12 protein-coding genes are annotated in these 13544 nt (G+C 59.7%); 8 read left to right on the forward strand and 4 right to left on the reverse strand.

The window, feature by feature from the left end; genetic code table 11:
• Position 1: 1 nt before the first annotated feature.
• The 6 genes from E1573_RS17925 to E1573_RS17945 all read left to right on the forward strand — a co-directional run bounded on the left by E1573_RS17925 (position 2) and on the right by E1573_RS17945 (position 4438).
• Positions 2–730: an adenosylcobinamide-GDP ribazoletransferase gene (locus E1573_RS17925; RefSeq protein ID WP_133215919.1), complete on the forward strand. Its 729-nt coding sequence runs from the start codon at positions 2–4 to the stop codon at positions 728–730.
• A 151-nt stretch (positions 731–881) separates the two neighbouring features.
• Complete coding sequence (locus E1573_RS17930; RefSeq protein ID WP_256659572.1) at positions 882–1994, forward strand: glycoside hydrolase family 5 protein; 1113 nt, start codon at positions 882–884, stop codon at positions 1992–1994.
• Between the two features lie 52 nt (positions 1995–2046).
• Complete coding sequence (locus tag E1573_RS17935; RefSeq protein WP_133215921.1) at positions 2047–2451, forward strand: MarR family winged helix-turn-helix transcriptional regulator; 405 nt, start codon at positions 2047–2049, stop codon at positions 2449–2451.
• Between the two features lie 64 nt (positions 2452–2515).
• The gene (locus tag E1573_RS17940) at positions 2516–3718 is read left to right on the forward strand and encodes an MFS transporter (protein ID WP_133215922.1); all 1203 of its coding nucleotides are present in this window, start codon (positions 2516–2518) and stop codon (positions 3716–3718) included.
• Positions 3715–3837: a hypothetical protein gene (locus E1573_RS27010; RefSeq protein ID WP_256659565.1), complete on the forward strand. Its 123-nt coding sequence runs from the start codon at positions 3715–3717 to the stop codon at positions 3835–3837. Before E1573_RS17940 ends, E1573_RS27010 begins: the two co-directional genes overlap by 4 nt.
• Before the next feature lie 43 nt (positions 3838–3880).
• Positions 3881–4438: a glutathione peroxidase gene (locus E1573_RS17945; RefSeq protein ID WP_133216021.1), complete on the forward strand. Its 558-nt coding sequence runs from the start codon at positions 3881–3883 to the stop codon at positions 4436–4438.
• A 58-nt stretch (positions 4439–4496) separates the two neighbouring features.
• On the opposite strand, the gene E1573_RS17950 is transcribed toward E1573_RS17945, so the two are convergent.
• The 3 genes from E1573_RS17950 to E1573_RS17960 all read right to left on the reverse strand — a co-directional run bounded on the left by E1573_RS17950 (position 4497) and on the right by E1573_RS17960 (position 6961).
• Positions 4497–5756, reverse strand: a complete 1260-nt coding sequence (locus E1573_RS17950; protein WP_133215923.1) for an OmpP1/FadL family transporter — start codon at positions 5754–5756, stop codon at positions 4497–4499.
• A 146-nt stretch (positions 5757–5902) separates the two neighbouring features.
• Complete coding sequence (locus E1573_RS17955; protein WP_133215924.1) at positions 5903–6385, reverse strand: hypothetical protein; 483 nt, start codon at positions 6383–6385, stop codon at positions 5903–5905.
• A 351-nt stretch (positions 6386–6736) separates the two neighbouring features.
• Positions 6737–6961: a hypothetical protein gene (locus E1573_RS17960; RefSeq protein WP_133215925.1), complete on the reverse strand. Its 225-nt coding sequence runs from the start codon at positions 6959–6961 to the stop codon at positions 6737–6739.
• Positions 6962–7915: 954 nt separating this feature from the next.
• Between E1573_RS17960 and E1573_RS17965 the strand changes: the two genes are divergently transcribed.
• Together E1573_RS17965 and rmuC are read left to right on the forward strand one after the other, a co-directional pair.
• A complete protein-coding gene (locus E1573_RS17965) occupies positions 7916–8344 on the forward strand; it encodes a tetratricopeptide repeat protein (protein ID WP_133215926.1) in 429 nt (142 codons plus the stop codon).
• Positions 8345–8523: 179 nt separating this feature from the next.
• On the forward strand, positions 8524–9912 hold the full coding sequence (rmuC, locus tag E1573_RS17970; RefSeq protein ID WP_165957356.1) for a DNA recombination protein RmuC: 1389 nt from the start codon (positions 8524–8526) through the stop codon (positions 9910–9912).
• Here rmuC and E1573_RS17975 read toward each other — a convergent pair.
• Positions 9884–13357 (reverse strand): NahK/ErcS family hybrid sensor histidine kinase/response regulator, encoded by a 3474-nt coding sequence (locus tag E1573_RS17975; protein ID WP_133215927.1) that lies wholly within the window; start codon positions 13355–13357, stop codon positions 9884–9886. The genes rmuC and E1573_RS17975 overlap by 29 nt on opposite strands.
• Between the last annotated feature and the right edge of the window lie 187 nt (positions 13358–13544).

The following is a 13544-nucleotide window of genomic DNA, read 5'->3' on the forward strand; positions in this document are numbered from 1 at the left end:
CATGCTGCCGTTCTGGATTGCCCTACAATTTCTCAGCAGCTTGCCCGTGCGTTTGCCGGGCATGCCCGCACCTGAACAAATGGGACGTTCGCTGCTGTTTTACCCGGTGGTGGGGGCCGTATTCGGTGTACTGCTGTGGGGCCTGAACAGCATGCTCGACGGCAGCCCACTGCTATTGCACAGCGCCTTGCTGCTCAGTGCCTGGGTGCTGCTCAGTGGTGGCTTGCACCTGGATGGCCTGGCGGACAGCGCCGATGCCTGGTTGGGTGGCTTCGGCGACCGCGAACGTACCCTGCAAATCATGAAAGACCCACGCAGCGGGCCGATTGCTGTGGTCACGCTGGTGCTGGTGTTGTTGCTCAAATTTTGCGCTCTGCTGGTACTGGTGGAGCGTGGCCAGGGCCTGTTGTTGATCGTCGCGCCAGTGGTGGGGCGTGCGGCCATGCTCGGGCTTTTTCTGACCACGCCTTATGTGCGTGCTGGCGGATTGGGCCAGGCGCTGGCCGAGCATCTGCCGCGACGCAGCGGTTGGTGGGTACTGCTTGCCAGCGGCGTCTTGTGCTTGAGCCTGATAGGTCTGCAAGGGCTGTATGTTGTGGCTGTGGCTGCTGTAGTGTTTTTCTGGTTGCGTCGTTTGATGATGCGTCGTTTGGCTGGCACCACCGGCGATACCGCTGGCGCGCTCCTGGAATTGCTGGAGTTGACGGTTTTACTCAGCCTGGCGCTGTAGTCGCACCCCTTCGGCAAGGGGTAATGCTTCGGCGGATATGCCGCGTATGCTTACCCTCATTTGGTCAGGGCGGTGAGCAATGAGGGTACTGCTGCGAAGCGGGCTATTGGCCCTGTGTTGTGGGCTCGGTAGCGTACAGGCTGCTGACGTGATCACGTTTTGGGACACACCGCGCCACGGCGGCAACAGTTTCAACCGTCTGCCACCTGATCTGGCGTATTTCCAGGCGCTCAAGGCCTATGGCGCCAGTTGGGTGCGCCTGTCTTATGACAAGTGGCAGCCAGCGGGTCGCGACTTCCTGTTGGGCGATGCCGATGGTTACACCGGCCTTGCCAGTAATGACTTGGCGCAACTGCGTCAGGTGCTGGATGCCGCTCATGCGGCGGGGCTCAAAGTGGTGATCGCGCCGCTGTCGTTGCCGGGAATGCGTTGGGCGCAGAACAATCAGAACCGCTTTGATGACCGGCTCTGGCAGGACAAGGACTGGTGGCAGCAGGCGTCTGCGTTCTGGCGGGATCTGGCGGTGGCGCTCAAGGATCATCCGGCGATTGCCGCCTACAACCTGGTCAATGAGCCCGCACCGGAGAAAAGGGCTGGGCTCGCCGAGCATGCAGCCGCCACCGACATGCGTGGCTGGTATCGGCAGCAGCAAGGCGGTACCCGCGACTTGCCGGCTTTTTACACGCAGATCATCGCGGCCATCCGTAAGGTGGACCCTTCAACCCCAATCATGGTTGACGCTGGCTGGTATGCCGCCGCCGACGCATTTGATTATTGGCCGCAGGCGTTGCCTGACGCACGCGTGCTGTACAGCTTTCATATGTATGAGCCGTATGACGCCACCAGTGCGCCGAACCTGAATCGTGCCACTCCTTATGCTTACCCCGGGCCGGTGACATTTGCCGGGCAGTTGCAGACGTGGAACGCTGACCGGGTCAAGGCCTATCTGCAGCGCCCGTTGTTATGGGCACAGGCGAAACAGGTGTCTGCCAACCGCCTGGTAGCCGGGGAGTTCGGCTGTATGCGTCGTTGGTCGGGCTGTCGAACCTACCTTGAGGATGTGTTGAGCACTCTGGATCAGGCAGGTCTGCATTGGGCGTTCTACAGCTTTCGAGAAGACAGTTGGGACGGTATGGATTATGAACTCGGCAGCGCGAAAGTGCCTTGGGCTTACTGGCAGGCAGTGGAAGAGGGGCGCTCAGACCCTTTAGTGCGTAACGCCACGACCGAGTTCGAGCCGATTCGCCAGCGTTTGCAGCCGTAGATTGGTCAGGAAATACTTGCTTACGAATTGATGCGGGTATATACACGTAACCATGTTGACCAGCGAATGCATCTGCACCCATCTGCGTCGAGCGGCCCGTGGGGTTAGCCGACATTACGACGAGGCCCTTGAAGGCTTTGGGATCAATGTCGCGCAGTTTTCCTTGTTGCGTCATTTACGTCGCCTCGATGAGCCCAGTATTTCAACCCTGGCCGAGGCCATGGGGCTGGATCGCAGCACCTTGGGGCGTAACTTGCGGGTGTTGGAAGCTGAAGGGCTGGTGGCATTGGCAGAAGGGCGTGACTTGCGTAATCGCCTGGTGGTGCTGACTGCGCAGGGGCATGAGCGCCTGCGCCTGGCTGAGCCAGCGTGGGAAAAGGCTCAGGCCAGCCTGATCGACACCTTGGGTGAAGGCCAGCGCAATGAACTGGTACGTTTGCTGGAACTGCTTGCGTGAGTGTTTTCCGACTTAAAGCGGGTATATACCCGCATAACCTTGCGGTGCTATGGAGAGAATAACAATGACATCGGTATGGCGAACCAGTGGATGGATTCTCCTGGGGGCTGCGTTGATCCTGGCGCTGTCTCTGGGCGTGCGGCATGGCTTTGGTCTGTTCCTCGCTCCGATGAGTGCGGAGTTTGGCTGGGGGCGCGAGGTGTTCGCCTTCGCGATTGCCTTGCAGAACCTGATCTGGGGCTTGGCGCAACCCTTTGCTGGCGCCCTGGCTGACCGCCTGGGTGCGGCGAAAGTGGTGATGGTCGGCGGCATTCTCTACGCCACCGGGCTGGTGCTGATGGGGATGTCTGATTCGGCAGTCACCTTGTCATTGAGTGCAGGCCTGCTGATTGGTATCGGCCTTTCCGGTACCTCGTTTTCAGTAATCCTTGGCGTGGTCGGTCGTGCTGTTCCGGCGGAAAAACGCAGTATGGCGATGGGTATCGCCAGTGCGGCAGGGTCTTTCGGTCAATTCGCCATGCTACCGGGCACACTCGGTTTGATTGGCTGGCTCGGCTGGTCGGCGGCGTTGCTGGTGCTGGGCTTGCTGGTGGCATTCATTGTGCCGATGGTGGGCTTGTTGAAAGATCGGCCCCTGCCAAGCCACGGCGCTGAACAAAGCCTTGGCCAGGCACTGCGTGAAGCCTGTTCGCATTCCGGCTTCTGGCTATTGGCACTGGGCTTTTTCGTCTGTGGTTTCCAGGTGGTGTTCATCGGCGTGCACCTGCCGGCCTATCTGGTTGATCAGCACCTGCCGGCCACCATTGGCACCACGGTGCTGGCTTTGGTGGGGCTGTTCAACATTGTGGGGACTTACACCGCGGGATGGCTGGGTGGCCGGATGTCGAAGCCACGGCTGTTGACTGCGCTCTACTTGCTGCGTGCGGTGGTCATCGTGCTGTTCCTCTGGGCACCAGTCACGCAGTTCAGTGCTTACTTGTTCGGCATCGCCATGGGCTTGCTGTGGCTGTCGACCGTGCCGCTGACCAACGGTACGGTAGCAACGCTGTTCGGTGTGCGTAACCTGTCGATGCTCGGCGGTATCGTGTTCCTGTTCCATCAGTTGGGTGCATTCCTGGGCGGGTGGCTAGGCGGCGTGGTGTACGACCAAACCGGCAATTACGATCTGGTCTGGCAGATTTCGATCTTGCTCAGCCTGCTGGCTGCCTCCCTCAACTGGCCCGTACGTGAGCGCCCTGTCGCGCGCTTGCAGGCACAAGCGGCATGAGCCGTCTGGCGCTGCGCGGGCTGCTGGCCTTGGTCGCACTTCTGTTGCTTCTGCTGATTTGGTGGGGGTGGCAGGAGGGTGGGCTGGCGTTGATGCAGTTGGGCATGGGCGTGTGCTAGGCGTATTCTGAAAGGCAGATGCCGGTTCAATGGAGAGACAATGATGCGCACACGCTGGATGTTGGTTCCGCTGTTCACCTTGATGGCTGCGGCAACCGCGCAGGCGGCCGGGTGTCCAGCGCTGTATGAGGCGCAAGGCAGCCTGCCGGAGTTGCGTGGCAAAGAGCAGGTTGACCTGTGCGAGCGCTTCGCCGGCAAGCCGCTGGTGGTGGTCAATACTGCCAGCTACTGTGGTTTCGCCCCGCAGTTCGAAGGCCTGGAAGGTGTCTACAAAACCTACCATGGGCAGGGGCTGGAAATGCTCGGTGTACCGTCCAACGACTTCAAGCAAGAAGATGCCGACGCCGAAAAAACCGCCAAGGTCTGTTATGCCAATTACGGCGTTACTTTCACCATGACCAAGGCACAACCGGTGCGTGGCAGTGATGCCATTCCCTTGTTCAAAAAGCTTGCGGACCAGAGCAGCGCGCCGAAGTGGAATTTCTACAAGTATGTGGTCGATCGCCAGGGTAAGGTGGTTGCCAACTTCTCCAGCCTGACCAAGCCGGACGATCCTGAATTTACCGCTGCGATCGAGAAGGCCATCGCTTCGCAGCCCTAACCGCGACAGACAAAAAAACCGCCAATATCGGCGGTTTTTTGTTGTTGCCAGCGTTGAATCAGAAGCGGTAGGTGAGCGACGCACCCAGGCCGTGAGCGCTGTTTTCGTACTTGGCTTTGTAAGTGCCCTTGGTTTGGCTCGCCAGGTCGACCTTGGTGTCTTCTTCCCACAGGTAGGAGTATGCCAGGTCGATGGTCATGTCTTCGTTCGGGCTGTAGCCGGCGCCGAAGCTGATCACCTTGCGGTCGCCAGTCGGGATGCGTGGCGAACGGTCGTGGTTGTTGGTTGGCGACTGGTCGACGGTGAAACCGGTGCGCAGTACCCACTCTTTGTTCAGCTTGTACGAAGCACCGATGGCGTGAGCCCAGGTGTCGTGCCAGTTCTGGTCTTCGCTGATGGTGCCGAAACCAGGCTTGAGCGGTGCAGGTACGTCGTTTTGTACGGTGATGGCTTCCAGTCGGCTCCAGCGAGTCCAGGTGCTGCCTGCGTGGATTGTCCACTGGTCATCCAGCTCATGGGTCACAGAGAAGTCGACCGACTCAGGGGTCTTGATCTTCAGCTCGGCGTCGAACTTGCTGCCGCTGAACGGACCGATCAGCGCGTTGTTGATCTTGGTGTTGCCTTCGAGCTTGTAATCGACCATCGAGTGGTAGGTCAGGCCGACGCGGGTTTTGTCGGTAGCCTGGACCAACACACCGATGTTGTAGCCGACGGCGGTATCGTCACCTTTGATCTTCACCTCACCATCATTGCTGCCTGGGGTGAAGGGGTTGATGGTGTTGGAGCTCAGCTCGCCCTTGATCTTGTTGATGGTCGGGCCGAAACCGATCGACACCTTGTCGTTGAAGGCGTAGCTGATGGTTGGCTGGAAGGTGACCACTTCAACGTAGCTTTTCTTGCCCCAGTAACGGCTGGCAGCAGTACTTTCGTAATCGGTTACCAGGCCGAATGGAACGTAGACACCGAAGCCGACGCTCCAGTTGTCATCCAGTGGCTTGACGTAGTAGCCCATAGGCACGCCGACGAATGGCACCATGTCGCCATCGGTGGTACCGCCTGGGAAGCCGCCGCCCGAGATGTCGGACTTGGCGATCACGGCTGCGCCGCCAACGGTAACTTGCTCACGTTTCAGGCGCGACATACCGGCAGGGTTGCCATAAACAGTGCTGGCATCGTCGGCAGTAGAAGAACGGCCCGCGAAACCTGTGCCCATGCCACTGACGCTCTGTTCGTTGAGGGCGAAGCCGCTGGCGAACAGTTGAGTCGAGGCAAGCGTGATGGCGAGGCCGAGAGACGATTTGAGCATTACTTTTTTCATTATTAGAACTCCTTGGGATCTCCGGGGCGAAAATTACCAACATTTCCGCCTCAGCGCTATAGGCTGAATCGCAGGAGATAGAGCGGTTTTGTAGGACAATCCGACCAGATTGGTAGGAGTTTTCTGAAATTGGATTTCAGTGACTATCAGCAGGCCTGAAGAGTCACAGGAGCGATGCAGGTTTCCCATGCGCAGGTGAAATCGCGCAGGCGTCCCTGGGGTTGGAAAGTCTGGCGCCAAATGCGTGCCAGGCCGAGGAGGTCGTCGGCAGCGGGGAGTTCGGGGGCTTGTTCTTCAATCAGCATCCAGGCGATGGCCGTGGCATAGCGCAGGTTGACGGTCAGTTCCAGATGCGGGCCGCTAAGGAAGGCGTGCTGGCTTGCCAGGCCGCGCACCAGGCTGGCCAGTTCCGGGTCGCGGGCCAGAAACTGGTCCCAGACGCTTTGGTGGCGCAGCTCGCCAATCCGGTACAGGCCGTGACCGCGTCGATCATGCAGGGCAGAGCCCAGTGCTGATTGGCTGGCGGCAACACCGAGCAACAAAGCTTCAGCGCTTGCGCAGTGACGGTCCAGGTAGATCAGCGTCGGCCGGATGACAAACTGGCTCAACTCGCTCGCGGCGATACCCATAACACCCTCGAACTTGAATTTGGCCGGCGGACGCTGGTGCTTGGCAGCTGGAGAGTCGGTCAGGCCCGCCGGAAGCGGTGTTTGCCGCTTGAGTTGAAGTGTAGTGTCATCTTCGCGCTGTAAAGGGCTGTTTTTAAAACATTTGCGGCTTTTAGTTATAAATCATATGCCGCAGAGTGATTAGCAAAAGCGACCTTTGAGGTGGGAGCGGGCTTGCTGTGGGAGCGGGCTTGCCCCGCGATGTGATGCAACTGAAAGACAGCAATCGCGGGGCAAGCCCGCTCCTACTGGAGCTCCCCATAAAAAAGCCCCGTACGATGACGGGGCTTGAGCGTTTGTCGCGAAGCGCAATCAGGCGGTCAGTGCCTGGCGGGTGCGCTCGATGACCGCCTGAAGCGGCTCGGTCTGGCTGTATTGCTCGGGGTACAGCCGCTCGCTGTGACGGGCAATGCCGTGCTCATTGACCAGGGTGAAGCTGAAGCCGCCTTTGCGCGACGCCAGGATCAAGCAGTTCAAGGGGGCAAATGCCTGGGATAGGGTGCGAATCGCAGCCTGAGTTTGGGTAGAGTGAGTCATAGTTATTAGATTTCCTGCAATAGACACGGATTCGATCCGTGCACACTTAAAACGTTCCAGTAACGCTCGGCCAAGCCGCAGCGAAGAACCTGACTGGAACAGGGCAGCCAGTTTTGGGCGCATATATAAGTGGCGCTGGGGCTGACTGGTAGGTACGTCAGAGGACAGGCAACACGCCGGGTCGAGGTTCAATGCCGCGGGGTGAAGATCCTGATCAATCTGCAGGTTGGTTCGGTCAGAGTAAGAAGTGATTTACCTGGGAACCATCGAGTGGGCCGGTCCTGGTTTCAACAGGCGCTGTTCCAAGGTGGAGCAGGGCGCTGTAAGGACTGCTTTGGCCAGAATTGACTTTCAGCTTGGTACTAACGGCGGCAAGACTACAGCACCTACCGGAAGTTGGCAAGGATCGCTGGCTTTCCATTTGAGGAGCCGGCCAGTATCTCGTGTTTTTCGCGCGTTGTGAAGAGCCCCAAGGGCCAGGAAAACGTAGAGAACGTGCCAATTTCGTGCAATGAACTGCCTTTCTTTGGGGCGGTTGTACACACTTGGAGCAATCGTTGTTACACCCCTGCAACACCGCCCTGTGAGGCCGTCAATGACTTGACCGAGGCGTTAAGTCAATGAAAAAAAACACTTATTTTAGCTGGTGAAAAAATCGTCAGTTTGAGCCGGAGCCCCATTCTATGGGGGTTTGCGGGGTCCTGGAGGGGGTTGTCCACCGAGTTATCCACAGCTTCTGTGGATTGTCCCGAGCGCTTGCTCTAGGACGGGCGTGCTAGCTTTTTACGATGTGTCCGACAATCGTTGCACGTACTTCTGGTAGAAGAAATTTCCTTCCTCCACGTCAATAAATAAATGCAGAAATATTTTGAAAAAAGTATTGATTGGGGCCGGGCCATTGATCGAAAAATGGGGTAGAGTGGCGCGCCTTTCGAGTTGCCTTCGCTGTTGGTTATGAAGTTCCGCGCCAAAATTCCTGCAAGTGCTTGTGCACCACTCCCTCCACCCGAGCCAAAACGCTTTTCGTTGAAGGTGGCTTTGTGGCTGCTCGACAGCCCTCGACTGGGCGACAATCCCAACGTTAAACATTTTGCCGGACGCCTGCTCAAGCAGCCTGCGCGTCAGGGTGTTGTGGTTGCGCAAAGCCGTCTTGGGCAGATGCTCTGTCGTGACTGTGGCAATGCCCGCGACCGGCGTATCGGCCACGATCTGCTGCGCCAGGCGGCCCGCGCTGGCGACCGGCGTGCCCAGCTCGAATACGGTCGTCTGTGCGCTCAAGCACAGATCAATGAGCCCGAACAGGCCCGTTACTGGCTGGAGCTGGCCGCCTCGCAGGGCTCTCAAGAAGCGCGGCGCTTGCTCAAGCAACTGCCAGACGCTTGACTGCAGTCAGACCGCAAGGCTGATAAGCTCAGGCGTTGATTTGAGCTGGGGGTATCGGGGTGGCAATAGCGTTTGATCTGACCAGCCTTGTGCTGGGCATGGCGGTGGCTGCAGTACCCACTTTGGGTTGGGTATTGCAGCAGCAACGGCGCCTGGCCGCGCGTGAGGCGCAAGCGGCCTTGATGGAGGAGCGTCTGAGCAGTGCCCAGATGGCTCAGGAAGGTGTACTCGCCCAGCTCGATGCCTGTCGTGACGAGATCAGCGATCTGGGGCAGGCCAACGCGGCGAAGCAGGCAACGCTGGCCGCCCAGGCCCGAGAGCTGGAGCTGCTGCACATCGACCGTGACAATGCCCGCGATGCTGCACACGCCTGGCAGCTTGAGCGCACAGCGAGAGAAGCAGAGTTGCGGCGTCTGGATGCCCATAGTGCAGCCTTGAGTGCCGAGCTGCGCGAGCAGCAAGACAGCCATCAGCAGCGCCTGGATGACTTGCAGGGTTCGCGTGATGAGCTGCGTGCTCAATTCGCCGAGATGGCGACCAAGATCTTCGATGAGCGTGAGCAACGCTTCGCCCAGACCAGCCAGCAGCACCTGGGGCAGCTGCTCGATCCGCTCAAAGAGCGGATCCAGGCCTTTGAAAAGCGTGTTGAAGACAGCTATCAGCAAGAAGCCAGAGAGCGCTTCTCGTTGGCCAAGGAGTTGGAGCGCCTGCAGCAACTCAACCTGCGCTTGAGCGATGAAGCGACCAACTTGACCCAGGCCCTTAAAGGCCAGAAAACCCAGGGCAACTGGGGTGAGTTGATTCTGGAGCGCGTGCTGGAACATGCAGGCCTGGAGAAGGGCCGCGAATACCAGACCCAAGTCAGCCTCAAGAGCGCTGACGGTGAGCGTTACCAGCCAGACGTGCTGATCATGTTGCCGGGCGACAAGCAGGTGGTCGTCGACTCCAAGGTCAGCCTGACGGCTTATCAGCAGTACGTGGCCACCGATGACACCGAAATGGCCCAGGCGGCGCTCAAGCAGCATGTGCTGTCGTTACGCAATCACGTCAAAGGATTGTCGGGTAAGGACTACAACCGTCTGGAAGGTTTGCACAGCCTGGATTTCGTCCTGCTCTTCGTCCCCATCGAGGCGGCGTTCTCGGCGGCTCTGCAGGCTGAGCCCAACCTGTTCCAGGAAGCCTTCGATCGGCAGATTGTGATTGTCAGCCCTACCACCTTGCTGGCTACCCTGCGGGTGATCGACAGCCTGTGGAAACAAGAGCGCCAGAGCCAGAACGCGCGGGAAATCGCCGAGCGTGCAGGCTGGCTGTATGACAAGTTCGTGTTGTTCATCCAGGACCTGGACGAACTGGGCAACCGCCTGCAGCAGGTCGATAAAGCCTACAGTGCAGCGCGTAACAAGCTGTGTGAGGGGCGCGGCAACCTGATCAGTCGCAGTGAGCAACTGAAGTTGCTCGGCGCGCGGGCCAGCAAAAGTCTGCCAGCCGATCTGCTGGAGCGGGCCATGAGCGAAGGCGACCCGCTGGCCGCCAGCGCCCTTACTGGACCAGGCTCAGATGCCGATTGAGCAAGGCGCGCAAAGCGGCTGGCTTGACCGGCTTGGCCAAGTAGTCGAGTCCTGCGGCATGCACCTGGGCCACTGTTTCGCTACGCCCGTCGGCACTGATCACGACACCGGGAACCGGCTCGCCCAGACGCGTGCGTAGCCACGCCATCAATTCGGTACCGGTTTCGCCATCGTCCAGATGGTAGTCAACCAACGCCAAGTGCGGGCGCATGCCTTTGTTCAGCAAGGCATCGCACTCTTCGCGGTTGCGCGCAGTCCAGACCTGGCAGCCCCAGCGGCTGAGCAGGCTGTTCATGCCGATCAGGATGCTGTCTTCGTTATCGATGCACAGTACCTGCATGCCAGCCAGCGGCTGCCCGGCTTGCTCGGCAGGCGATACCACTGTCGCCGCCGGTGCTGTAGCCAGTGGCACGCTGACGCGGAATACACTGCCCTTGCCGGGCCAGGAGCGTACTTCAAGCTGATGACCGAGCACCCGGCACAAGCCGTCAGCGATCGCCAGGCCCAGGCCCAGACCTTTCTCGGCGCGTGTCTGGTGGCTGTCCAGGCGCTTGAATTCTTCGAAGATCACTTGCAGCTTGTCATCGGCAATGCCCGGGCCACGGTCCCAGACTTCCAGCCACAGTTTGCCCTGGGTGCGGCGCACCCCTAGCAGGATCGGGCTCTTGCCATAGCGGAAGGCATTGGTGAGGAAGTTTTGCAGAATGCGGCGCAGCAGCTTCATGTCGCTGTGCACCCGCAAGCGGCTGCCGCGCAGGCGGAAGTCCAGACCTTGCTGTTGGGCCAGTACCTTGAACTCGGCGCCCAGGGTGTCGAACAGCTCGTTAAGGGCAAACGGCTTGGGATCGGGCGTGATCTTGCCGTTTTCCAGGCGTGAGATGTCGAGCAAGTCGCTGATCAGCTCTTCTGCGGAACGAAGCGAACTGTCCATGTGCTGAACCAGTTGCTGGGCCTCGGCGGAAAGCCCGTCGCCCTGGTGCGAAAGGGCGGCGGAGAACAGCCGGGCGGCGTTCAGCGGTTGCATCAGGTCATGGCTGACTGCAGCCAGGAAGCGGGTTTTTGACTGGTTGGCTGCTTCGGCGTGGCTCTTGGCTTCGGTCAGCGCCTGGTTCAGTTGCGACAACTCCTGGGTACGTTCGGCGACGCGTTGTTCAAGGCTCTCGTTGGCGTCTTTGAGCGCTTGTTCGGCTTCGCGGAACGGGGTGATGTCGGTAAAGCTCATAACGAAACCGCCGCCGGGCATGGGGTTGCCGATCAGCTCGATGACCCGCCCATTGGGGAATAGCCGTTCGGAGGTGTGGGCACGGCCCTGGCGCATCCAGTGCAGGCGGCGCGCCACATGCACCTGAGCTTCACCCGGCCCGCACAGGCCGCGCTCGGCGTTGTAGCGGATGATGTCGGCAATCGGACGTCCGACACTGATCAAACCGTCCGGGTAATTGAACAGCTCCAGATAACGGCGGTTCCACGCCACCAGGTGCAGGTTCTGGTCGACCACACTGATGCCTTGGCTGATGTTCTCGATGGCACCTTGCAATAGGGCGCGGTTGAACTGCAGCACTTCCGAGGCTTCGTCGGCGATGCGCACCACGTCTTCCAGTTGCATGTCGCGGCCTTCGATGGCCGCCTTGACCACGGCGCGCGTCGAGGAGGCACCGAGAACACCGGCCAGCAGGCGTTCAGTGTGCTCGATCCAGTCACCGTCAGCGTTCTGGTTGGGGTTGAAGCCCTTGCCCTGACGGTAGGCAAAACGAATGAAACTTTGCCGTGCACGTTCTTCACCGACAAAGCGGGCAGCCAGTTCGAGCAAGTCTTCGATCTGCACCGCCAGCAACGAGCGGCTGTTAGGCCGGGCGCTGGTTTGCTGGCCGATAAAACGCCCAGCCTGCCAGTGTTCCGAGACCCGGGTGCGGGAAAGGATCGAGACCCAGGCGAACAGGGTGAAGTTACCTGCCAGCGACAGCACAACGCCTTGAGTCAGCGGGGTGATGGGCAGGTTCAATGGATTGCCATGCAGCCAGGCCAGGCCGGGGAACAAATCCAGCGACCAGCCCAGGCTATGGGCGGCAATCGGCAATACCAAGGTGTAGAACCACAGGAAGATGCCGGCAGCCAGGCCGGCAAACACGCCGCGGCGGTTGGCCTGTTTCCAATACAGCGCACCGAGCATGGCCGGGGTCAGTTGTGTTACGGCGGCAAAGGCGATTTGGCCGATGGTCGCCAGGCTTGCCGTGGAGCCGAGCAAGCGGTAGCTGACATAGGCCAGCAACAGAATGGCGACAATCGTTACCCGGCGTACAGACAGCATCCAGTGCCGGAACACTTCGAACGGCCGCTCGGCGTTGTTACGGCGCAGCAGCCAGGGCAACAACATATCGTTGGAAACCATGGTCGAGAGTGCCACCGCTTCGACGATAACCATACCGGTGGCCGCCGAGGCACCACCGATAAACGCCAGTAACGCCAGCGCCGGATGGGCTTCGGCCAACGGCAGGCTGATCACGAAGGAGTCAGGCATCACGCCGGGCAGGAGCATCTGCCCGGCCAGAGCAATCGGCACCACAAACAACGCGGCAAGAATCAGGTAAGTAGGGAACACCCAGCGCGCCAGGCGCAGGTCTTGCGGCTCGATGTTCTCGACCACGGTGACGTGGAACTGCCGCGGCAGACAAATGATTGCCATCATCGCCACGCCGGTTTGCACCACCATCGATGGCCAATTGATGGTTTCACTCCAGAAACCTTCCAGGCGCGGGGCCAGCTGCGCCTTGTTGAACAGGTCGTCGAAGCCGTTGAACAGACCGAAGGTAACGAAAGCGCCGACCGCCAGAAAGGCCAGCAGCTTGACCAGCGACTCGAAGGCAATGGCCAGGACCATGCCGCGGTGGTGCTCGGTCACATCCAGGCTGCGGGTACCGAATACGATGGAGAACAAGGCCAGTACCAGCGAAACCACCAGAGCGGTGTCTTGCACGCGGCTGCCAGTGGCGTCGGCACTGGCTCCGATCAACAGGTTGACCCCCAGTACAATGCCTTTGAGCTGCAAGGCGATATAGGGCAACACGCCGACCAGACAGATCAGCGCCACCACCACCGCCAAGGACTGCGACTTGCCGTAGCGGGCGGCAATGAAGTCGGCAATCGAGGTGATGTTTTCCTGCTTGCTGATCAGCACCATCTTTTGCAGTACCCAGGGGGCGAACAGCAACAAGAGCACCGGGCCAAGGTAGATCGGCAGGAATGACCAGAGTTGCTCGGCGGCCTGGCCGACCGCACCGAAGAAAGTCCAGCTGGTGCAATACACCGCCAGCGACAGGCTGTACACCCATGCCCGCAGACGTGGTGGCAGCGGCGTTTTACGGCGGTCACCATAGAATGCGATAGCGAACATGATGGCCATATAGGCCAGGGCGACCACAGCGATCAGCCCACTGGACAGCGACATGACAACTCCGAAACAAAAAATGGAACGACCGTCGACGCTACGGCGCACCTCGATCAATCAGTCTGGCACGGCGCAGGCACTTCGTCAGCGCCGACGATGGTAGCAGTGGCACAGCGTCGCAGGCTGACCTCCGGTAGGAGCGGGCTTGCCCCGCGATGCGATTTAACTGGAGAACCCCAATCGCGGG

This window comes from Pseudomonas sp. H9, from assembly GCF_004353925.1.
GTDB lineage: Bacteria > Pseudomonadota > Gammaproteobacteria > Pseudomonadales > Pseudomonadaceae > Aquipseudomonas.

Bases quoted from the DNA above. Each gene is read 5' to 3' on its own strand.
- E1573_RS27010 (WP_256659565.1), top strand. From the start codon at position 3,715: ATGAGCCGTCTGGCGCTGCGCGGGCTGCTGGCCTTGGTCGCACTTCTG.
- E1573_RS17950 (WP_133215923.1), bottom strand. From the start codon at position 5,756: ATGAAAAAAGTAATGCTCAAATCGTCTCTCGGCCTCGCCATCACGCTT.
- E1573_RS17940 (WP_133215922.1), top strand. From the start codon at position 2,516: ATGACATCGGTATGGCGAACCAGTGGATGGATTCTCCTGGGGGCTGCG.
- E1573_RS17925 (WP_133215919.1), top strand. From the start codon at position 2: ATGCTGCCGTTCTGGATTGCCCTACAATTTCTCAGCAGCTTGCCCGTG.
- E1573_RS17975 (WP_133215927.1), bottom strand. From the start codon at position 13,357: ATGTCGCTGTCCAGTGGGCTGATCGCTGTGGTCGCCCTGGCCTATATG.
- E1573_RS17960 (WP_133215925.1), bottom strand. From the start codon at position 6,961: ATGACTCACTCTACCCAAACTCAGGCTGCGATTCGCACCCTATCCCAG.
- E1573_RS17965 (WP_133215926.1), top strand. From the start codon at position 7,916: ATGAAGTTCCGCGCCAAAATTCCTGCAAGTGCTTGTGCACCACTCCCT.
- E1573_RS17955 (WP_133215924.1), bottom strand. From the start codon at position 6,385: ATGGGTATCGCCGCGAGCGAGTTGAGCCAGTTTGTCATCCGGCCGACG.
- E1573_RS17945 (WP_133216021.1), top strand. From the start codon at position 3,881: ATGCGCACACGCTGGATGTTGGTTCCGCTGTTCACCTTGATGGCTGCG.
- E1573_RS17935 (WP_133215921.1), top strand. From the start codon at position 2,047: ATGTTGACCAGCGAATGCATCTGCACCCATCTGCGTCGAGCGGCCCGT.